This is a genomic window from Frankia sp. KB5, from assembly GCF_002099325.1.
In the GTDB taxonomy this organism is placed as follows: Bacteria; Actinomycetota; Actinomycetes; order Frankiales; family Frankiaceae; genus Frankia; species Frankia casuarinae.
Genome location: NZ_MRUJ01000091.1, coordinates 1 through 21,596 on the forward strand (window position 1 = coordinate 1; position 21,596 = coordinate 21,596).

Consider the following 21,596-nt stretch of genomic DNA (forward strand, 5'->3'; position numbering starts at 1 on the left):
ACGCGGCTGGACACGGCTGGACACGGTCGGGCATGACCGCGTGCGACCGGGCACGGAAAAGGCTCCCCGTTTCCGGGGAGCCTTATGTGCGTATGGTGTTGGTGAAGTTGCGCCATGCAATGAACAGTCTGAGGTCCGCGCTCTTCCCGCAGGTAGCGGCCATGATGGCGCCGCACCTGGTGACACTGTTGATCACGGGAGTGACCAGTCCGCCGAGCGGACAGGGGGTGCGATCTGTCAAGCTCGTAGCGAACGAAGCACGTCGAGGATCGGCGGTGGCGCGGGGCCGATCCTGCCGATCGGCAGGATCGGCCCCGCGCCGACTCACGCGCAGGCGCGCCCCGGTCGGATGGAAGGAGATGCTCGCCATGGCCTCGCGCTTGACGCGATCTGACGAGAAGGACGAGAAGGACGAGAAGATCGATCGGCGGGTCCGGGTGCTGGGGGAGCCGGTGGACTCCTACCCCCAGCTGCCGCCGGAGGTCGGCCGCGGTTCCATCCGCAGGATCACCGTTGTCGGCGAGCCTGTTCTGCACCGGCCCTGTAAGAAAATCACCGAGTTCGGGACCGCGGAGCTCGCTGCGCTGATCGATGACATGTTCACCACCATGTACGGCGCCGAAGGTGTCGGACTCGCCGCGAACCAGATCGACGTCGACGCCGCGGTCTTCGTCTATGACTGCACCGACGAGGACGGTGTGCGGCACGTGGGCCATCTGGTCAACCCCGTCCTGGAGGAGGCGCCGCCGGCGGAGCGCCGGCTCGTCAAKGGGGATGAGGGGTGCCTGTCTGTTCCGGGGGCCTACATGGAGGTCGCCCGGCTGGAGCATGCTGCTGTCCGCGGTCAGGACCAGCACGGTGCCCCGCTCCGCCTGGAGGGAACCGGCTATTTCGCCCGTTGCCTGCAGCATGAGACCGATCACCTGTACGGCAGCCTCTACCTGGACCGGCTGTCGAGCCGCGGACGCAAGAAGGCCCTCCGCGAGATGGAGGAGCGGACCGAGGAGATCTTCGCCCGCCGGGTCGAGGTGGCCGCGCGGCTCGGCAGGTAGCGAGCCACCGGCGCGCGCTACCTGTCCTGCGAGGAAGGCTACCTGTCCTGCAAGAAAGGCTATCCGTCCTGCGAGAAAGAGAGAGTCGGCGGTGGATGTGGTGTTGCGGCGGGCGGCCGAGGCGGCGACGGGCTTCATGCCCACGGAGGAGGGCCTGGCGCTCTACGCGGCGGCAACACGGGTATCGGCCGGCGGCCTGATCTGCGAGGTCGGCACCTACTGCGGTAAGTCGACCCTGTACCTGGCCGCGGCCGCCCGGACGGTGGGAGCGACGGTGATCACCGTGGATCATCATCGCGGGTCGGAGGAGAACCAACCCGGGTGGGAGTACCACGACGCCGATCTCGTCGACCCGCGTAGCGGCCGGCTGGACACGCTGCCCTTCCTGCGGCGGACGCTGGAGGACGCGGGCGTCGAGGACGTCGTGACGGCGGTCGTCGGCCGCTCCGAACGGGTGGGGCGATGGTGGTCGACCCCGGCCGACCTGCTCTTCCTCGACGGCGGGCACACCGAGGAGCAGGCCCAGGCGGACTACGAGGCCTGGGCCTGCCACGTGCGGCCCGGCGGTCTCCTGGCCATCCACGACGTCTTTCCGGACCCGGCGGACGGGGGCCAGGCGCCCTACCACGTCCTGGTGCGGGCGCTGACGGAGGGCTTCCGCGAGCTGTCGTGCGCGGGTTCGCTGCGCGTCCTACGCCGCGTCGACTGAGCGGCATCCGCATGCCGGCCGCTGCCGAGGAAGCCGGCGTTCGGCGGGCGTCACCACCTCCGTCCCCGTCCGCGGCTCCGTCCGCGACTCCGGAAGCCGCCTGCCGCCCTGCCGAGGCTCGTCGGACTCCTTGTCGAGGACACAGATCCCCTCGGGGAGGCCGTCGCCGCGGAAGAGGGTCTCGGTGACCCCGCCGGCCAACGTGTCGACCGCGAGGATCACCGCCGCCGCGGTCCAGGTCGACTGTTCGGCCGGCCAGAACGTCGCGGTCTCGAACTGCCAGCCCGTCCAGTAGCTCCCGTCGGCGTGCCGCAGGTGCTGCATGTCCGTAACCAGCTTGGTCGCCGCGGCGGTCTCGCCCACGAGATGCAGGGCGATGGCTAGTTCGCAGGTCTCGGCCCCCGTGACCCAGGGCTCGTCGGCCACGCAGCGGATGCCCAGACCGTCGACGACGAAGTCGTTCCACCGGCTGGTGAGCCGGGACCGACCCGCGGACCGGCGCAGCGCTCCGCCGATCACCGGGTAGTACCAGTCCATCGACCACCGGTCGCGGGGGGCGAAGTACTCTGGGTGAGCGACGAGGGTGTGCCGCAGCGCGCCGGTCGCCCGTTCCCAGGCCGGTGGCACCTCCCCGACCAGGGCTGCGAGCGCCATCCCGCAGCGCAGGCTGTGCAACGTGCTGGAGCATCCCGTCAGCAGGGCCTCGGGGTAGTCGACACCGTCCGACGACCGGGCCCACCAGATCTGTCCGGTCGGGCTCTGCATGTCGACGACGAAGCCCAGGGCTGCCTCGACGACCGGCCAGATCCTCGTGAGGAAGGCGCGGTCACCGGTGGCCAACCAGCGGTGCCAGGCTGCGGTGGCGACATAGGCGCACTGGTTGCTGTCGGCGAAGTCCTCCTTGACCGCGCCGCCGACGTAGCTCGTCGCCCAGGATCCATCCGGCCGCTGGTTGCGACACAGCCAGGCCCACGCGGCGTCGGCGGCGTCGACCAGGCCGCCGAGGTCGAGGGCCATGGCGCATTCGAGGTGATCCCACGGGTCGGTGTGGCCACCGGGATACCAGGGGATGGCGCCGTCCGGCTCCTGGACGACGGCGATCGCGGTCGCGGTCGCGGTGAGCGCCTCGGGGGTCAGGACCGGAGCAGACTCAACCGGCCGCACGCGTTACCTCCGGTTTCCTCAAATACAGCACGATGCTCTTGCCGATGATCGGATTGAGGGCCCGCTCGGCGAGCCGGGTGATGCGGGGACGGCGCATCATGTCCCACACCAGCAGCCGGTGGTAAAGCCGCGTCGCCGGATGGTCGTCGTCGTGGACACCGACGAGACACCRCAGCCACCAGTACGGGGCGTGCAGGGCGTGTGCGAAATGGGTGCCGGCCGGTTCCAGTCCCACCGCGATCAACCGGTCACGAAGCTCGTCCCGGCGGTAGATGCGGACATGGCCCCCCTCGACGCTGTGATAAGCCGTCGACAGGCTCCAGCACACCTGCTCGGGGAACCGGTTCGGGACGGTGACCGCCACCCACCCCCCGGGCCGTAGCACCCGGGCGATCTCCGTCATCGCCGCCGTGTCGGCGGGCAGGTGTTCGAGCACCTCGGCGGCGATGATCCGGTCGAAGGTGCCGTCGGCGAACGGCAGCGCCAGCGCGTCACCGCGCACTCCGGCGGCCTTCGCCTTGGGCGGAGCCTGTCCCTCCAGGGCCATCGCGGCGAGCATCGCGTTGACGCCGGCGACCTCGCCGGCGGAGTGGTCCAGCGCGATGACCTCGGCGCCCCGTCGGAACGCCTCGAACGTGTGCCGTCCGGCGCCGCAGCCCAGGTCGAGCAGCCGGCAGCCCGCGGAGACGGGAAACTGGTCGAAGTCGACGGTCAGCATGCGTCGGCCGTCAGCCGGTCAGCGTCGACGACGCCGGTGCGGACGCCGCGGCGCCGGGTGTGACGGCGCCGGGTGTGGACAGCGGTGCCGGCGTCCACTGGGCCGCCGGTCCCGGGGCCGGGGCCGGGGCCGGGGAGGTGGGCGTCCCGCCGACCGCCGCGATCCGCTCGGCGTACCAGTCCGCGGTGGCCGCGGCGGCCGCCCGCCAGGAGAACCGCGCCTCCACCCGGCGGCGCCCGGCGGCACCCATTCGGGCCCGTCGTTCGGGATCATCGAGCAGGGAACCGATGGCGTCCGCCAGGGCTCCCGCATCCCCCGGTGGGACCAGCAACGCGGCCTCCCCGTCCGGACCGGCGACCTCGGGCAACGCCCCGGCGGTGGTGGCGACCAGCGGGATCCCGCAGGCCATCTCCTCGACGGCGGGCAGGCTGAACCCCTCGTAAAGCGAGGGAACGACCGCGACCTCGGCGGAGCGCAACAGGTCCACCAGCTCCGGTTCCGGCATGTTGGAACGGAACGTCACGGCGTCGGCCAGGCCCAGCTCGGCAACCTGGCGCTGGGCCGTTCCCCCTTCGCGGACCTTGCCGACGCAGACCAGGTGCGCCGAGCGATCCACCCGCAGCTTCGCGAGCGCCTCGAGCAGGACAAGCAGGCCCTTGAGCGGAACATCGGCGCTGGTCACGACGACGACACGGCCCGGAACCGCCGGATTGCCCGCGGGCGCCGGCGTGAAGACGTCGGCGTCGACTCCCAAGGGAACCGTGCGCATGACCGTCGGGGGGAGGTTCATGTCCGCGATGATCTCTCGCCGGGAGCTCTCCGACGGGATGACGATGCCATCCAGCCCCCGCGCGACCCGGGCCTGCATCGGGAGGAACGAGTACCACCGGCGCAGGCCCAGCCGGGAGGTGAAGGTGGTCGCCGCGGCGAGGTGCAGGCGGCGATCGACCGTGATCGGATGATGCACGGTGCCCACGACCGGGATCCGGTACGGGCGCAGGGCTGCCCGCAGCGCCAGCAGGCCGTATCCCAGCCCCTGGTTGTCATGGACGATGTCRAACGGCGGCCGACCCCCGGATGCCCTGGGGCGCAGGGCTTGGCAGGCACGCAGGCTGAAGGCGAGCGGCTCGGAGAACTGGCCGGTCCGCATCATGGCGAACTCGACGACGTCCGGCAGGCCGTGGAACTCGGCCAGTCCGGGCCACCGGAACGGGTCGGAGTCCCGGTAGAGATCAAGGCTGGGCAGTTCGGTGAGGCCRACACCCTCCTCAAGCACCGGGTACGGCGGCCCGCTCACCACCTGGACGCGGTGCCCCAGGGCGACCAGTTCGCGGGACAGATGTCGGACGTACACACCCTGGCCACCGCAGGTGGGCAGACTCCGGTACGACAACAACGCAATCCGCAACTGTGCGCCCTCCGTCCGTCTCGGGCCATGTCCTGGTTCCTCGACGTCGAGGGTGGCGCCGCTTCCTGGCACATTAGGATATTGAGTGCCGATCTTCACTGAAATGGGCCGACACTGTGTCCTGGCCGTGTGCCCTGCGTCACATTAGGACTCTTCGTCGTGAGTCCAAGATCTGCGGCAACGAGGGAGACTTGCCCATCCAGAGGGTTTTGTGTCCGCTTTATCCCGCAGGCGCGGGGATCTTCCCGGATCACCGGTGGACGGTTTATGCAGCCGGGAGTCGTCCCTGTGGYGTTGCCCGCGACCTCGCGCAGCACGTCGGCCCGGGCCCGCTCTCAGACCTCGCCGCCACCGACGGCCCGACCATCCCACCGGGCACGGCGAGCGCCGAAGGCGCAACACGGGGGGTCAGGGGGCTTGGCCCCTCGGCCAGCATAACGGGCACGGCGAAGCCGCCCAGAGGGCGGCGATCATGATTGGCTAGCGCGTGGACCTAGGTGGACTTGAACCACCGACCTCTTCCTTATCAGGGAAGCGCTCTAACCGACTGAGCTATAGGTCCATGCTGCGAGTCCAAGAATACAGGACGGCGGCGCAGGAGCGGGACCGCCGCCGTCCCTCCAAGCTACTGATCACTCAGAGTCAGCTCGACGCCGCCGATCATCTCGGCGCAGAGGTTGTAGAGCAGGGCACCGAGCGTGGACAGCGCGGTCATGAGGATGACGTTGATCGCCCCGATGAGCAAGCTGATCTGCATTGCCCGGCCGAACGACAGCCATCCTCGGATGTCGGTGCTGCTGCTGTCGGTCAGGGTATCGGCCGCGTCGGAGACGCTGTYGAACACGCCGATCGAGTTCAGGACGAACCACAGCACGGCGATCGCGACGAGCAGAACCACAAAGACGCAGAGGGAGAACGCGAAGCTGACCCGGGTCACCGTGAGGGGATTGACCTTGGACAGCTTGAGCTTGGCCCGCCGGCCCTGACCGGGCGGGCGGGCGGAACCGGACGAGCCGGGACCGGACCGGCCAGGGGAGTGACCGGCACCCGCCCGCTCAGCGGAGACCGGCTCGAACTGGTCGTCGAGCGCACCGGGGGAGGTCGTGGTCACGCTGTTCAGAGCACCCGTCGTCGTGGTGGTACCCGCGGACTCCGGCGCCGCGAGCGGCCGGTCGTAGGCCGCCGTGGGGCCGGCACCGCCGGACCTCCCCCCCGCCGGACCCGGCGGGGCGGGGCGTACCGGATCGGGGGCGGGCATGYGCTCGGGCGCGGCACGGTTCCTGTCGGGCTTCGTGGTACGGCTCCTCGTCATGCTGGGCGGGCGGACCAGGGAGATCGTGTCGGTCTCCCGTGGCCGCTCGGCCGGGGGCTCCACGCGAACTGCCGGCCCCCCTGGCGTGGCTCGACCGGGTCCGGGTGGCGCCAGGCCGAGGGACTTCGCCGGCGACGATACGGCGGCCGGGCCGAGTTTCCGGGTAGCCGAGCCCGCCTCGTCGGAGTGGGTTCCAGCGGCCCCGGTACGAGCCGACCCGGATGGGGACACCGACGACGTTCCGCTGGCACGTCCCGTGGAGGTGCCAGCCGAGGACCCTGCGCCCGACACACCCGACGCGCCCGCGGAAGAGGTGGACAAGGACCGCGAGGACAAGGGGGACTTCGCCCCGTCGGGGACCGATCCGGAGCGGGACGCCGCCGAACCCGCCGCACCCGAACCCGAACCCGCCGAACCCGACGCCGACGAGCCGGGTTCAGCCGAATGGGCTTTTGACGACCCGGCCTTCGACGACCCAGTCGAACCCGTCGGCCCCCCGGCGGAGGACTGCGGCGGGTCCGCCGCGCCTCCGGCCGGGCCGCGGCCGCCCTCCCGCTCATCCACGGGCCGACCGGACCGCCCGGGCCGCTGGAAGAACGGATTACCGGACTCGGGCCCATCGCCGGCCGCGGGCACCTTCACCGTCTCGCTGCCGGCGTCCTCCCCACGGCCRTCCCGCAGCGACAACGRGCGGCCCGCGGCRTCCGCCGCGCGTCCCGACGCCGGGCCGGCGCCGGCCCGGCGGCCGGCTTCCGAATCACGCCCGGCGGAATCGGAAACACCAGCGGAACCCGCGGAATCCGGGCCCRCGGAATCCGGGCCGGAGGAGCTCGCGCCTCTGGCCGCGCCGCCAGCACCGGAGGAACCAACGGAAGCGGGTCTCACCGTGGACCGTGGGCCGGCCCCGTCCCCCCCGCTCGGCCGGCGGGACTGCTCGGTGGCACGCGATCCCTCCGCCCCGGCGGCCGAGGAGGGGCCGCGGTAGACCGCCGACCGGGCTGGCCGGTCTTCCTGACTGTCACTCACGGACTCTCCCGGTTCAGTCCTGACGGTGTGCACGGGTCCCGCGCACACCCGTCCCCTCGGGCGGCGTCGTTCTCGGCGTGGGTGGCCACGACCACGAGATCGTCAACCTCTCGGGGCTCGMTCTCAGCTTTCCTGGGGCCCGGCGTCGATACGAGCGTCGGTGTCCTCCGCATCAGCATTACGTGCGACTCCGACAACCTGCACCCCGGACTCCAGATCGATGAGCCGGACTCCCATGGTCTGCCGCTGCGCCCGCCGTACATCCTTGGCAACGGTCCGCAATACGCCCCCGTTGGAGGCGATGGCGTAGAGCTGGTCGTCGGGATCGACGACGAGTGCCCCCACCAGACCACCGCGAGTCGAGACGATCTTAGCGGTCAGCACGCCCTTGCCACCACGGCCCTGCACCGGGTACTCGGCCAGCGGCGTCCGCTTCGCGTATCCACCGGAGGTGGCGACGAGCAGATCCGCCGTCGTACCCGGCACGACGACGTCCATGGACAGCAGTTCGTCCTCGGCATCGAACCGCATACCGATCACACCCGAGGTCGCCCGGCCCATCGGCCGCAGCTGCTCGTCGTCGGCGTGGAACCGGATCGACTGGGCGTTACGGCTGACCAGGAGCAGATCGTCGCCGGGCGCCACGAGCCGGGCGGCGATCAGCTCGTCGTCGTCGCGCAGATTGATCGCCACCAGGCCACCGGCCCGGTTCGAGTCGAAGTCATGCAGCGCGGTCTTCTTGCACAGCCCGCGCTTGGTCGCCAGGACCAGGTAGGGGGCGGCCTCGTAGTCCTTGACCGCGATGACCTCGGCGATCCGCTCGTCCTGCCCGAAGGCCAGGATGTTCGCGACGTGCTGACCCTTGGCCGACCTGGCCTGCTCGGGCAGCTCGTGCGCCTTCGCCCGGTACACCCGGCCCTTGTTCGTGAAAAACAGCAGCCAGTGGTGGGTGGTCGTGACGAAGAAGTGCTCGACGATGTCGTCCTCGCGCAGCGCCGCGCCCTGCACGCCCTTGCCGCCGCGGCGCTGCGAGCGGTAGAGGTCGGTCTTGGTGCGCTTGGCGTAGCCACCGCGGGTGACGGTGACGACCACATCCTCCTGGGCGATCAGGTCCTCGATGGACATGTCGCCCTCGAACGGGACGAGACGGGTCCGCCGCTCGTCGCCGAACTTCTCGACGACCTCGGCGAGCTCCTCGCCGATGATCTGCCGCTGCCGGGTCGGCGAGGCCAGGATCGCCTCCAGATCGGAGATCTTCGCGCGAAGTTCGGCCGCCTCGTCGATGATCCGCTGACGTTCCAGGGCGGCGAGCCGGCGCAGCTGCATGTCGAGGATGGCGGTGGCCTGGATCTCCGACAGCGAGAAGCGTTCCATCAGCTGGCCGCGGGCCACGTCCGCCGACTCGGCGTTGCGGATGAGGTTGATGACCTCGTCGAGGTGATCCAGCGCGATCAGCAGACCGTCCAAGACGTGCAGCCGCTCGCGGGCCTTRCGCAGCTGATAGCGGGTCCGGCGGACGATGACGTCGATCTGGTGCTCGACGTAGTAGCGGACCATCTGGTCCAGGCGCAGGGTACGCGGCACGCCGTCGACGATCGCCAGCATGTTGACGCCGAAGGTGTCCTGGAGCTGGGTGTGCTTGTAGAGGTTGTTGAGCACGACCTTGGCGACGGCGTCGCGCTTGAGGTCGATGACCAGCCGCTGGCCGATGCGCGCCGAGGTCTCGTCCCGGACGTCGGCGATACCGGTGACCCTGTTGTCCCGGACCAGTTCGGCGATCTTCTCGGCGAGGTTGTCCGGGTTCACMTGGTAGGGCAGCTCGGTGACGACGAGCTGGGTGCGGCCCTTGTTCTCCTCGACGTTCACCACCGCCCGCATCCGGATGCTGCCGCGGCCGGTACGGTAGGCCTCCTCGATGCCGTTACGGCCGACGATGAGCCCCGAGGTCGGGAAGTCCGGACCCTTGATCAGGCCGATCAGCGCCTCAAGCAGCTCGGAGTCGCTCGCGTCCGGGTGGTCGAGCGCCCACCGCACGCCCTTCGCGACCTCGCGCAGGTTGTGCGGCGGGATGTTCGTCGCCATGCCAACCGCGATGCCGCCGGCGCCGTTGACGAGCAGGTTCGGGAACCGGCTGGGCAGAACAAGCGGCTCCTGCGAACGCCCGTCGTAGTTCGGGGCGAAGTCGACCGTCTCCTGGTCGATGTCACGCAACATCTCCATCGCCAAGGGCGCCATCCGCGCCTCGGTGTACCGCATGGCGGCGGGCGGATCGTTGCCGGGCGAGCCGAAGTTGCCGTTTCCGTCGACCAGCGGGTAGCGCAACGACCAGCCCTGCGCGAGCCGGACGAGGGTGTCGTAGATCGCCGTGTCGCCATGGGGGTGGTAGTTACCCATGACGTCCCCGACCACGCGGGAGCACTTGAAGTATCCGCGGTCGGGGCGGTAGCCGCCGTCGTACATGGCGTAGAGGACCCGGCGGTGGACGGGCTTGAGCCCGTCGCGTACCTCCGGCAGYGCACGGCCGACGATGACCGACATGGCGTAGTCGAGATACGACCGCTGCATCTCGACTTCGATGCCGATGGGCTCGATGCGGTCGCCGGGGGGAGGAGGTAGGACGTCGACCACGGGGTCCTTCCAGGGCAGTGGGAGCAGTCGTCAGGGCGGGACGGGCGCCCCGGGCAACGGGGCCGGGTGGACCCGACGGCGGGCGGGATCCGGAGCCCTCCGTTCGCCGGGCCGGACCGTCGGGATCGCCGCGCCCGGACCGACCTGAGGGGTCACCCGACGACCGGTCCGAGGCACGCGACACGGCCGGGTCAGATGTCCAGGAAACGCACGTCCTTGGCATTACGTTGGATGAAGCTGCGACGCGCGTCGACATCCTCACCCATGAGCACGGAGAACAACTCGTCGGCGACCGCCGCGTCGTCGAGCGTGACCTGCAGCAGGATGCGCCGGTCCGGGTCCATGGTGGTGTCCCACAGCTCGGTGGCGTTCATCTCGCCGAGACCCTTGAAGCGCTGGATGGCATCCTTGGGCAGCTTGCGCCCGGACTCCACCCCGCGGGYGACCAGCCCGTCGCGCTCCCGATCGGAGTAGGCGTACTCCCAGTCCTCCCTACCCCATTTGATCTTGTAGAGCGGCGGCTGCGCCAGAAACACGTGACCGGCCTCRACCAGCGGGCGCATGAACCGGAACAGCAGCGTCAGCAGCAGGGTCYGGATGTGCTGGCCGTCGACGTCGGCGTCCGCCATCAGAACGATCTTGTGGTAGCGCAGTTTCGCGATGTCGAAATCGTCGTGGATGCCGGTACCCAGCGCCTGGATGAGGRCCTGGACCTCGGTGTTCTTCAGAACGCGGTCGATGCGGGCCTTCTCGACGTTGAGGATCTTTCCTCGCAGCGGGAGGATCGCCTGGAACTTCGAGTCTCGACCACCCTTGGCCGACCCACCCGCCGAGTCACCCTCGACGATGTACAGCTCGCACCGCTCGGGATCGGTGTACTGGCAGTCGGCGAGCTTGCCCGGCAGGCCGGTGCCGCCGAGCAGACCCTTGCGCCGGGTCAGATCGCGGGCCTGACGGGCGGCAATGCGGGCCCGCTGGGCGTCGAGCGCCTTGCTGACGATGGCCCGAGCCTCGGTGCGGTTGACCTCGAACCAGTCCTTGAGCGCTGAGTAGCACATCTCCTGGACGAACTTCTTGGCCTCGGTGTTGCCGAGCTTGGTCTTGGTCTGGCCCTCGAACTGCGGCTGCGCGAGCTTCACCGAGATGATCGCGGTAAGGCCCTCCCGGATGTCGTCGCCGGAGAGCCGCTCGTCGCTGTTCTTGGCCCCCGCCTTCACCGGCTTGAGCAGGTTCTGGTCCTTGGCGTAGGCGTTGACGGCGCTGGTCAGCGCGGCCCGGAAGCCCTCCTCGTGGGTGCCGCCCTCGTGGGTGTTGATGGTGTTCGCGAAGGTGTAGACCGACTCGGTGTAGCCGCCGTTCCACTGCATCGCGAGCTCGGCCTCGATGCCCACGCCCTTCGACTCCAGCGAGATCACGCTGCGGTGGATGGTGTCCTTCGTGGCGTTGAGGTGACCGACGAAGTCGACCAGGCCGTTGGCGTACTTGTAGGTGACCGCCACGCGTTCCTCGTCACGCTCGTCGACGAGCGTGATCGACAGCCCCTTGTTCAGGAAGGCCATCTCCTGCAGGCGGYGGGAGAGCGTCTCGTACTTGTACTCGGTGGTCTCGAAGATCGTCGGATCCGCCCAGAAGGTGACCGACGTCCCGGTCCTGCGGGTGGTACCGGTCTTGGCCAGCGGCTTGTCCGGGCGGGTCGCCACGTACGGCTGGAACCAGACGTGCCCATCCAGGTGGATCTCCACGTCGAGCCGGGTGGACAGCGCGTTGACCACGCTGACGCCGACTCCGTGCAGCCCGCCGGACACCGCGTACGATTTGCCGTCGAACTTCCCGCCGGCGTGCAGGGTGGTCAGCACGACCTCGACGGCGGGCCGCTTCTCGGTGGGATGCATGCCGACGGGAATGCCACGGYCGTTGTCGGTGACCCGCACCCCGCCGTCGGCAAGCAGCGTCACGGTGATGGTGTCGCAGTAACCGGCGAGCGCCTCGTCCACCGCGTTGTCCACGACCTCGTAGACGAGATGATGCAGTCCACGCTCTCCAGTGGAGCCGATGTACATGCCCGGACGCTTGCGGACCGCGTCAAGACCTTCGAGAACCTTGATCGAACTTGCATCGTAGGCCACGCGGCGGGTCCCCTCGTTCTGGGCGGAAGTATCCACCAGTCTACCCGGCAACCCGCCATAGCGGACGCAGGKAGCCCCCTGGCGTCTGCGCAGCGCCACGCACATGGGGATGGCCAACCCCCCCTACCGGACCGACTCCCCCGACCGCCTTGGCGCGCCTCCACGACTGTCACCGACACCGCGATCCCGCGGAGCCATCATGATCGCCCCAGCCGCACCGACGGATACCACAGGCACAATCCAGGCGCCAAGGGGCACCGAGAGCACCGGGAGCACCGGGGTGTCAGGCGGGCAGCAGCCGAACGGCCGGCCTCAGCCATAGGTGTCGCGGGGCCCTCGACCGCCGGTTCGGATGGACCCGTGCCGCCAGGACGGCGCCGTCGGGCCACGCACGACGATCCGGCGGACCACGTGTGGACCGAGCTCCCGGTGCAGGATGCCGAGGAGCTGCCGGGACAGCATGCGCAGCTGGGTCGCCCAGGCCGTCGACTCCGCGACAAGTTCCAGGTCTCCGTCGCGCAGGGACACCGGGGTGCAGTGGTCGGCGATGTCCGGCCCGACGATGGCATCCCATCGGGCCAGGACGTTCGCGTCGCTCGCCTGAGCCTTCCAGCCACGGGCCGCCAGCAGCCGGTTGATCGCCGTCCCGAAACCGACCGGTTCGCGCCATTCCCGGCCGGGCGGGGCGATGCCCGGCATCCGCGGTCGGCGGGGCACCTGGTCGTCCGACGGGTCGGCCCGCCGGGCACCGAGGCGGGTCCGAGAGCCCGGGCCCCACGGGCCRCCCGTCCCGGTGGCGCCGGTGGAGGCGTCCTCATCGGCCCACGTGCCGCCGTCGGCACCCGGCATCCCGCCACCGCGACCAGTGCCGGGCCCGGCCGGACCGGGCCCGGTCGGGTGGCGGGCGGTGTGGCCGGCGCCCCACCGTCCCCGCCCACGCTCCCGCGCGTCCCGTTTGACCTGGGCGAGAATCTCCCGAGCCAGGTCCGCTCCGTGGGCTGCGGTGCCGTCCGGCCCCTCGGTCTTCCCGCGGCGCCCGGCCCCTCCCCGGGACCGCCCGGATGCGGTGGATCCGGGCACGGTGGATCCGGGCACGGTGGATCCGGGCACGGTGGATCCGGGCACGGTGGATCCGGGCACGGTGGATCCGGGCACGGTGGGATGGTCCCGGGGGTCCGGGCGCTCAGTGGGCATGCTGGACCTCTCCTCCGGCGACGGCGTACCGCACCCCGGTCAGCTCTGTGGGAACGTCGGTTTCGACCGCGRCTGTGACCAGCACCTGCTCCGCGGAGGCGACGAGTTCCGCGAGCCGACCGCGGCGGCGCGTGTCCAATTCGGYGAAGACGTCGTCCAGGAGCAGGACCGGCTCGCGGTCATCGGCACGCAGCAGGTCGAACGAGGCCAGCTTGAGCGCGAGGGCGAGGGACCAGGACTCGCCGTGACTCGCGTAGCCACGGGCCGGGAGCCCGTTGATCGACAAGAGCAGATCGTCGCGGTGCGGACCGACCAGCGTCATCCCCCGTTCGACCTCCCGTGGCCGGGCGGCCTCCAGATCGGCGCGGATCGCCTCCGCCAGCATGGTCCGATCCGGTGCCGCCGGATCCGGCCGACCCGCGCCCGGCTGCTCTGGCTGGCCCGGTGGACCGGGTGGACCGGGTGGACCGGACGCATGCAAGATGTCCGGGAGGGTGACGCTGGAACGGTAGTCCAGCGCGGTAGCGGACTCGGCGCCGGCGACGGCCTCGTACGCCGCGGCCACGGCCGGCCGCAACGCGTCGACGAGTGCCAACCGCGCGGCCAGCACCTCGGCGCCATGCGCGGCCAGGTACCCGTCCCAGACATCGAGGGTGCGCAGATCTCCCTGCCCCCCAGCTCGCCGGGCCGTCCCGGCGGTGCGTAGCAGGGTCGATCGTTGTTTGAGGACCCGGTCGTAGTCGGCGAGGACCGCGGCCATCCTTGGGGTCCGGGCGATCAGCAGCTCGTCGAGGAACTGACGACGCTGCGCCGGATCCCCCTTCACCAGGGCCAGGTCCTCCGGGGCGAACAGCACGGTGCACAGCAGACCGACGATGTCACGCGGCCGGGCGACGGGAGCCCGGTTCAACCGGGCCCGGTTCGCCTTTCCCGGAACGATCTCGATCTCCACCAGCGCGGCCCGGTCACCCCGGACGATCCTGGCGCGGATGACCGCCCGAGACGCGCCGTCACGGACCAGCGGGGCGTCCCCGGCGACCCGGTGGCTGGCCAACGTGGCGACATAGCTGATCGCCTCGATCACGTTGGTCTTCCCCTGGCCGTTACCACCCACGAAGGTGGCCACTCCCGGACCCAGAGTCAGGTCAAGGGCCGGGTAGGAACGGAAGTCGACGAGGGACAGGTGCGTGAGGTGCACGTCACCCGTGCAGGCGGATCGGCATCAGCAGGTACCGGTAGTCGGGGACCTCGCCGTCGTCGTCGGCCTTCCCGGTCAGGATCGCCGGCTTGTTCGCCGCCACCGCCGGGTCCTCCGCGCTGGCGAAACCGATCCGTACGACGTCCGACTCCAGCGCCCCGAGTGYGTCGAGCAGGTACGACGGGTTGAACGCCACGGACAGCTCCGGTCCGTCGTAGGTCACCGGGAGGGTCTCCGTCGCCTGCGCCTCACCGCCCGTCCCGGCCTCCAGCACGAGGTGGTCCGGGGAGAACGTCAGCTGCACCGGTGCGGTCTTCGCGGCGACCAGCGCCACCCGTTTGACGGCCTCCTGCAACGAGGCGATCTCCAGCTGCGCGATCAACGGCGAACTGTCAGGCAACAGCTTGCGGTAGGGCGGGAAGCTTCCGTCGAGCAACCGGGTCGTCGTCTGCCGGGTCGAGCCGGCGAAACCGGCCAGCGTCTCGCCGGAGGGGCCGGTCCCGAGCGCGATGGATACCTCCACCCCCGAACCCGACAACGACTTCGCGGTGTCGAGCAGGGTGCGGGCCGGCACGAGAGCGACAGTGACCGGTGTGGGCGGGGGGCTGTCCACACCGGTCACGCCGTCCTCATCGGGCCCGGCGGCTGTCTCCGACGGCCGCCACTTCAACGTCCGCACGGCGAGCCGGTAACGGTCGGTCGCGGCGAGGGTGAGAGTGTCCCCCTCGATCTCGATACGGACCCCGGTGAGGACCGGCAGCGTGTCGTCACGACCGGCCGCGATCGCCACCTGTGAGACCGCCGCGGCGAACGCGGATCCCTCGATGTGCCCCGTGATCGGGGGCATGGCCGGAAGGGCGGGATAGTCGTCCACCGGCAGCATCGGCAACGCGAACCGAGCATTGCCACAAGTGATCACCAGGCGGGTGCCGTCGATGCCCAGATCGACCGGTGCCGCGGGCAGCGCCCGGGTGATCTCCGCGAGCAGTTTGCCGTTGACGAGCCCGCGCCCCTCCTCCGACACGGTCGCGTGCACCGTGCACTGGGCGGCCACCTCGTAGTCGTACGCGGCGATCTTGAGTATCGGTCCGGTCGCGTCGAGGAGCAGGCCCGAGAGCACCTGCAACTGGGTGGTCGGCCGGCTCGGCAACGTGCGTGCGGTCCAGGCGACCGCTTCGGTGAATTCGTCCCGTTCCACCCGGAACTTCATGGTTAGGCCTCCTGTCGTTCCCTCCGGTTGTTCGGAGTCACCCCGCAGGGAACACCGACCAGCATCTCAGAGTGCCAGCAGGCGCCGACGAGCGGTCGGCCGTGCCCCGGGCGCTTGCCCGGGGCCGAGTCGCGGCACGTAGGGCTCTCGGAGCCGCGCTCGAGCCGTTGTCCACACCCCCTAGTACTAAGAGCTTTTGATCATTCTTAGAAAGATCTAGTTGGTCGTAGTAGTAGGGGGTGTGGATACTGGGGATAACCTCTGTTTCTGCAGGTCAGAGGGGTTGTTGGCCGGTGCAAATCTTGTGGGTGGATCTGTGCATGCGCGCAGTGGTTATCCCCAGGCCCGATCTGCGTCCACAAGGACCACGTTGTCCCTCCACAGGCCATCCCCGAGTTGTCCACAGGCTGTCCACTGYCACTCCACCGTTCCGACCGCAGGCTGTCCACAACGTTTTCCACAAGCTGTGGGCGGAACCACCCCGTGGGCTCGGTGAGGTCGTCCCCGGTTGTCCCCAGCCGTCCGTGGTTGTCCGGGGTCGTTTGGGGAAGTCCTGCCCCGCGGCGTCCGGTTCCTGCGCCACGTGTGACACCCGGCGAGGCGTCACACCCCACCTTCGGGCGGCAGCCACCGGTCCGCGGGACGTTCCGGCCGGGGGGAGGTAGGAGGAACCGTGCTGCCCGGCGGTGGTGCTGCCCGGCGGTGGTGGGCGGCGGTGGGCAGTGGGCAGTGGCGCTAGGCCTGCCGGGCCTGCAGACGGATGCGGTTTGTCAGTTCGGTGACCTGGTTGTAGATCGCGCGCCGTTCCGCCATCAGACCGCGGATCTTGCGATCGGCATGCATGACCGTCGTATGATCCCGACCCCCGAAGTGCTGGCCGATCTTCGGTAGCGACAGGTCGGTCAGCTCCCGGCACAGGTACATCGCGATCTGACGGGCGGTGACCAGCACGCGGCTACGTGAGGTGCCGCACAGGTCCTCCATCGAGACGCCGAAGTACGCCGCCGTCGCGTTCATGATGGCGGCGGCCGTGATGTCGGGATTGCCGGCATCGGGGATGAGATCRCGCAGCACGATCTCGGCGAGCGTGCGGTCGACGTGGGACTTGTTCAGGCTCGCGAAGGYCGCGACCCGGATCAGCGCCCCCTCCAGCTCACGGATGTTGCGCTCGATGTGCGTGGCGATGTACTCGAGGACATCCGGGGGTACCGGCAGGCGCTCCGTAGCCGCCTTCTTCGACAGGATGGCGATGCGCGTCTCGAGGTCGGGCGGGGTGATGTCGGTCATCAGCCCCCACTCGAAGCGGCTGCGCAGCCGGTCCTCCAGGGCCGAGAGTTGCTTGGGCGAGCGGTCGGAGCTGATCACGATCTGCTTCTCGCCGTCGTGCAGGACGTTGAAGGTGTGGAAGAACTCCTCCTGCGTCCGTTCCTTGTTCTCCAGGAACTGGATGTCGTCAACGAGCAGGACATCGATGTCACGGTAGCGCCGCTGGAACGCCTGCTGGCGGTCGTCCCGGATCGAGTTGATGAAGTCGTTGGTGAACTCCTCGGAGCTCACGTACTTCACCCGCATGTTCGGGTAGAGCTTGAGTGCGTAGTGACCGATCGCGTGCAGAAGGTGAGTCTTGCCGAGCCCGGAGTCCCCGTAGATGAAAAGCGGGTTGTAGGCCTTCGCGGGTGCCTCGGCGACGGCCACCGCTGCCGCGTGGGGGAACCGGTTGCTGTCGCCGATGACGAACGTCTCGAAAATGTAGCGGGGGTTCAGCCGGGCCTGGGCCGGTTCGGTCTCGTGCGGCGCCGCATCGCGTCCGAGACCCGCGCTGACCCGTACCGGTGGTGTTCCCTCGGTGGCGTCGGGGAAGGGCAGTTCGCCGTTCACCAGTGCCGCCGGCGCCGGCGGCACTGGTGCCGGTGCCGGCGCCGGCACCGGCACCGCCGACGAGCCCGGGCTCGTCGGCGGCACCGGGGCTGCGGCGGCGCCGGTCGATCCTGATCCGCTACCCGCGTTCAACGCCGAACCGGAGGCGGGGCCCGAGCCCTGGCCGGGTGTGGTGTCGCCCCTGGCATCCACCGGCCGTACGATCCGGATCGGTCCGCTCATTGGTTCCGGATCGGGCAGGTGTTCGACGGTGACCGCGACCCTGATCTCCCGCCCATAGGCTGTGGACAACGCTGTGGACAAGAAGGGGCGCAGGCGCGAGTCGAGGAGATCCTTGGTGAACTCGTTCGGCGCGGCCAGCAGAGCCGTGTCCTGGATGAGCCCGAGGGGGCGGGTCAGCCGCAGCCAGGCACGCTGCTGGGCGGACAGCGTGCCGTCGGCGACCCCGGCGACGGCCTGGCTCCACACCGCGGCCAGGTCCGGGTCACCCGAAGGCTCGTCCCCGAACGGCAGACCGGCGACGGAGTCGGCGCGGAGGTTGGACACGGGGGCTCCTCGGGCAGTTCGGTACGGTTTGCGGGTGGTGCTGCTCCCCGCGTGCTGGAGGTGCGCCGCGGCTGATGCGGCTGGTGATGTGGTCCCCGGCCACCGAGCGACCGAGGGGCCTCGTCGCGATGGTTCTCCACATCGTCGTCCACAACCTGTGCATGGACACGACACGGCATGCGGCGTGGCGCAACCGGCTCGTTCCCGGGGATGAACCTGTATTAGTGAGGTCATTCGAATCCGCTTCAGGTCCCCCCGTTCCGCCCTGGCCCCTCCGCCGACCGCCCTCTCCACAGGCGTTTTCCACAGGTCAGGGTGCACCGAGCCGGTCGTTCTCACCGAACGCGGGCATACCTGACGCCGTCTGGTGCCCGCCCCGAGTGAGACGTTGCCACCAGGATCGTAAGGCGCGGCCCGAGCCGCCGTGCCGGGGCCGGAACGTATCCGCGGTGGCCGCGCCGCGTCCCTGCCCCATCGTCGGCGGCACCGAGGGCCCGCCACGGCAGTGTGGCATTCCACGGCCGCCGGACGGATGCCGGCCCGCCGCGGCCGCGGTGCGCTCGCACCTTGACCTCCGGTGTGGTGCCGTCGTGTCCGGGTTGCCCTGGCGGCGACCGGGTGATGACCGAATGATGGTGGTGCGGCCAGCGGCGGCCGGCGGCCGGCGGGCCCGGAGCCGCCGGCCGCCGAAGGCCCCCTGCCCGGCAGCGATCCCTCGCCGCCGGACCGTCCGAGGCACCGCCCTGTGTAGGCTAGGCCGAACCGCGGTGTTAGACCGCTTCGTTTGTCGTGGGATCTGCTTGTCAGGACCGTGTGGTGCGGCCCACTCTCCCTCGGCGGCGAAGATCACCGCCCGCGTCCATCTTGCAGACGGAGTTCTCACGTGAGTAAGCGCACCTTCCAGCCGAACAACCGTCGGCGGGCCCGCACGCACGGGTTCCGACTGCGCATGCGGACTCGCGCGGGCCGCGCGATCCTGTCCGCCCGCCGTCGTAAGGGCCGCAGCGAGCTCTCCGCCTGACGGCGGGTTCCCGCTGGTCCTGCTGGTACCCCCGCCGGTCATGCTTCCTGAGGGCTCTCGCGTCCGAACCCGGGACGAACATGCCCGGGTGGGGACCATGGGTCGGCGAACCCGATCCGGTCCGCTTGTTGTCCACAGCCTGTGGACAACAAGCGACGATCCGGCGCGGGCCGGCTTCGTGGTCGGCCGCCGGGTGGGGAAGGCGGTCGTGCGTAACAGGGTGCGGCGCCGGTTGCGGGAACAGGTACGGGTTCGGCTGGACACGCTCGCGCCAGGGACGATGCTGGTCGTGCGTGCGCTGCCCGATGCGGCGACGGCGAGCTCCGCGGAGCTCGGCCGTGCGCTGGACACCGCGCTCACCAGGGTGGCCCGGCCGGCGGGTGCCAGGCGCCCGGATGGGCGTGGACGATGACCGCCGGGACGGTGCTGGTCGTGCTGCTGGCCACGGCGGCCGTCGTCGACCTCCTGCTGGCCTCCCGGATGGTGTGGCGCCGCCTGCCGCGGGTCGCCCGCAACGCCGACGGCGCGGTACGCGGTCCCCTATCCTGGACCTTTGCCGGGCTCGTGCGGCTCTACCGAGCCGGCTGGTCGGCCCGCAACGCCGGCCTGTGCCGGTTCGAGCCATCCTGTAGCGCCTACGCGCTGGCCGCGGTGCGGCGCCACGGGGGTGTGCGTGGCGGTGTCCTCGCCGTCGCCCGGTTGCTGCGCTGCCAACCGCTCGCGGCAGGCGGCTACGACCCCGTGCCGGGAACGGATCCGGGTCCGGGAATCGTTCGGAGACCCAGGGGCGCGACGGCCGACCCCGGYGGGCCTCCCGACGGTCGGAGCGCGGGCGATCCGGCCGTCGCCGTACCGCCCGTCCACAGGCATGGTCCCCCGTCTCCCAGTCAGGGGATGCGGGCCGAGATCGTCGGTTCCGGTCGTGGACCGTGGGTGTGAGGAGTCAGACCGTTGTTGGATCCCCTATACCACCTCGCGGCGAACGCGATCGTCTTCTTTCACCGGGGATTTGCGCCGATCTTTGGTGCTGACAGTTTCTTCTCCTGGGCCTTTTCGGTCGTCCTGCTGGTCGTCTGCGTCCGTATTCTGATCTTCCCGCTGTTCGTCAAGCAGGTGAAGTCGCAGCGGACGATGCAGATGATGCAGCCCCGGATCAAGGAGATCCGGGAGAAGCATGGGCACGACAAACCCCGCATGCAGCAGGAGATGATGGCGCTGCAGCGGGAGCACGGAAACCCGCTCCTCGGCTGCCTCCCGATCTTCCTCCAGATCCCGCTGTTCATCTCGCTGTTCCACGTGTTCACCCACCTGGCGCCGATGAACGAGGGTCCGAACCACTCGCTGGTCTGGCGTCCCCGGGTCGGGCTCTCCGCAGACCAGGTGGAGCAGATCGCCTCGGCCAAGGTGTTCGGCATCTCGCTGGCGAGCAAGTTCACCTCCGATGGCGATTTCTCGCACTTCCTCGGCGTCGACAGCACGCACGTCAGGATTCTCGCGATCGTCCTGATCGTGCTGATGGGTCTTACGACCTTCCTCACGCAGCGCCAGATCATGGCCCGCACCGGGCCGCTCGACCCGCAGCAGGCGATGGTGCAGAAGGCGCTGCTCTATGGCTCCCCGCTGATGCTCGCCTTCTTTGGTTTCCGTTTCCCGATCGCTGTGCTGCTGTACTGGCTCACCACCAACCTGTGGAGCATGGGCCAGCAGTTCTTCATTATGAAGAAGATGCCGCCGATCAAGCCCGCGGATGCGAACGGCCGGCTGCCCGGTGCCCGTCCGGCCGCCGGCGGTGCCGTCACCCCCGCTCGGCCGGCTCCCGGTGTCCGAGCCGGGGCGAAGTCGAAGAACCGCCCCCGGTCCGCCTCGGTGACCCCGACCAAGGGCGGCGATTCCGGTGCCGCGGCGGCCGGTCGGACGTCCTCGACGGCTCCCCCCGGCACCCGGTCCCGTAACGGCACCTCGACCGCGAGCCGTACCACGACGACCCCGAAAGCGGCGACGACCCCGAAGAGCGGTAAGGCGGGGGCGCCGGGCGGTCCCGGGGCCAACGGCGTCTCGGGCGGTGGCGTCTCGGACAACGGCGTCTCGGGCGGTGGCGTCTCGGACAACGGCGTCGCCGCTACCACGGCCGCATCCACGGGGCGCAGCGCGGAGGCGAAGACCAGCGCGGCGGGCCGCAGGAACGCCCCGGGCAAGAATGCCGGGCAGAGCGCGGCGAGCGGGCCGACGGCGCCCTCCGACGGGGAGAGCACGCCCCGGCCGGCACCCGTACCCGCCGGAGTGCGGCGCCAGGTCGGCGGCTCCCGACCCGCGAAACGGCGCGGCAAGAGCAAGCGGCCCGGTGGGCGGCGTTGATCCGGGAGACGCCGTTCCCGACCGACCGGCAGGCAGGCTGCCGACCCGATT

At 70.1% G+C, this 21,596-nt stretch carries 16 protein-coding genes and 1 tRNA gene; 6 read left to right on the forward strand and 11 right to left on the reverse strand.

What is annotated here, in order from left to right; all coding sequences use genetic code 11:
- Window positions 1–368: 368 nt before the first annotated feature.
- Window positions 369–1,052 (forward strand): peptide deformylase, encoded by a 684-nt coding sequence (gene def / locus KBI5_RS10455; RefSeq protein ID WP_085015134.1) that lies wholly within the window; start codon window positions 369–371, stop codon window positions 1,050–1,052.
- A gap of 91 nt (window positions 1,053–1,143) precedes the next feature.
- Window positions 1,144–1,761: a class I SAM-dependent methyltransferase gene (locus KBI5_RS10460; RefSeq protein ID WP_023839953.1), complete on the forward strand. Its 618-nt coding sequence runs from the start codon at window positions 1,144–1,146 to the stop codon at window positions 1,759–1,761.
- On the opposite strand, the gene KBI5_RS10465 is transcribed toward KBI5_RS10460, so the two are convergent.
- The 11 genes from KBI5_RS10465 to dnaA all read right to left on the reverse strand — a co-directional run bounded on the left by KBI5_RS10465 (window position 1,744) and on the right by dnaA (window position 18,169).
- A complete protein-coding gene (locus KBI5_RS10465; RefSeq protein WP_011434488.1) occupies window positions 1,744–2,925 on the reverse strand; it encodes a hypothetical protein in 1,182 nt (393 codons plus the stop codon). The two genes, KBI5_RS10460 and KBI5_RS10465, sit on opposite strands and share 18 nt — an antisense overlap.
- Window positions 2,912–3,643: a class I SAM-dependent methyltransferase gene (locus tag KBI5_RS10470; protein ID WP_085015122.1), complete on the reverse strand. Its 732-nt coding sequence runs from the start codon at window positions 3,641–3,643 to the stop codon at window positions 2,912–2,914. The genes KBI5_RS10465 and KBI5_RS10470 overlap by 14 nt, the downstream gene beginning before the upstream one ends.
- Window positions 3,644–3,653: 10 nt before the next feature.
- Complete coding sequence (locus tag KBI5_RS10475) at window positions 3,654–5,051, reverse strand: glycosyltransferase family 4 protein (protein ID WP_043591215.1); 1,398 nt, start codon at window positions 5,049–5,051, stop codon at window positions 3,654–3,656.
- A 488-nt stretch (window positions 5,052–5,539) separates the two neighbouring features.
- A tRNA-Ile gene (locus KBI5_RS10480) sits at window positions 5,540–5,613 on the reverse strand.
- Between the two features lie 63 nt (window positions 5,614–5,676).
- Complete coding sequence (locus KBI5_RS10485) at window positions 5,677–6,426, reverse strand: DUF3566 domain-containing protein (RefSeq protein ID WP_241882802.1); 750 nt, start codon at window positions 6,424–6,426, stop codon at window positions 5,677–5,679.
- A 1,086-nt stretch (window positions 6,427–7,512) separates the two neighbouring features.
- Window positions 7,513–10,017 carry a DNA gyrase subunit A gene (gene gyrA / locus KBI5_RS10495; RefSeq protein WP_085015124.1) on the reverse strand — a complete coding sequence of 835 codons (2,505 nt, stop codon included), beginning with the start codon at window positions 10,015–10,017 and terminating at the stop codon, window positions 7,513–7,515.
- Window positions 10,018–10,208: 191 nt separating this feature from the next.
- Window positions 10,209–12,143, reverse strand: coding sequence for a DNA topoisomerase (ATP-hydrolyzing) subunit B (gyrB, locus tag KBI5_RS10500; protein WP_085015125.1), 1,935 nt, complete (start codon window positions 12,141–12,143; stop codon window positions 10,209–10,211).
- A gap of 312 nt (window positions 12,144–12,455) precedes the next feature.
- Window positions 12,456–13,337 carry a DciA family protein gene (locus KBI5_RS27760; RefSeq protein WP_241882804.1) on the reverse strand — a complete coding sequence of 294 codons (882 nt, stop codon included), beginning with the start codon at window positions 13,335–13,337 and terminating at the stop codon, window positions 12,456–12,458.
- Window positions 13,327–14,535 carry a DNA replication/repair protein RecF gene (gene recF, locus KBI5_RS10510; protein ID WP_085015126.1) on the reverse strand — a complete coding sequence of 403 codons (1,209 nt, stop codon included), beginning with the start codon at window positions 14,533–14,535 and terminating at the stop codon, window positions 13,327–13,329. The genes KBI5_RS27760 and recF overlap by 11 nt, the downstream gene beginning before the upstream one ends.
- Window position 14,536: 1 nt before the next feature.
- Window positions 14,537–15,745, reverse strand: a complete 1,209-nt coding sequence (dnaN, locus tag KBI5_RS10515) for a DNA polymerase III subunit beta (RefSeq protein WP_085015127.1) — start codon at window positions 15,743–15,745, stop codon at window positions 14,537–14,539.
- 735 nt (window positions 15,746–16,480) lie between these two features.
- Window positions 16,481–18,169, reverse strand: coding sequence for a chromosomal replication initiator protein DnaA (gene dnaA / locus KBI5_RS10520; protein WP_116289888.1), 1,689 nt, complete (start codon window positions 18,167–18,169; stop codon window positions 16,481–16,483).
- 883 nt (window positions 18,170–19,052) lie between these two features.
- Here dnaA and rpmH point away from each other — a divergent pair.
- The 4 genes from rpmH to yidC are packed head-to-tail and all read left to right on the forward strand — an operon-like array spanning window position 19,053 to window position 21,545.
- Window positions 19,053–19,190: a 50S ribosomal protein L34 gene (gene rpmH, locus KBI5_RS10525; RefSeq protein ID WP_011438902.1), complete on the forward strand. Its 138-nt coding sequence runs from the start codon at window positions 19,053–19,055 to the stop codon at window positions 19,188–19,190.
- A gap of 40 nt (window positions 19,191–19,230) precedes the next feature.
- The gene (rnpA, locus tag KBI5_RS10530) at window positions 19,231–19,602 is read left to right on the forward strand and encodes a ribonuclease P protein component (RefSeq protein WP_041258073.1); all 372 of its coding nucleotides are present in this window, start codon (window positions 19,231–19,233) and stop codon (window positions 19,600–19,602) included.
- Complete coding sequence (gene yidD / locus KBI5_RS10535) at window positions 19,599–20,129, forward strand: membrane protein insertion efficiency factor YidD (protein ID WP_011438900.1); 531 nt, start codon at window positions 19,599–19,601, stop codon at window positions 20,127–20,129. The genes rnpA and yidD overlap by 4 nt, the downstream gene beginning before the upstream one ends.
- A 12-nt stretch (window positions 20,130–20,141) precedes the next feature.
- Window positions 20,142–21,545 carry a membrane protein insertase YidC gene (gene yidC / locus KBI5_RS10540; RefSeq protein ID WP_085015128.1) on the forward strand — a complete coding sequence of 468 codons (1,404 nt, stop codon included), beginning with the start codon at window positions 20,142–20,144 and terminating at the stop codon, window positions 21,543–21,545.
- Window positions 21,546–21,596: the final 51 nt, after the last annotated feature.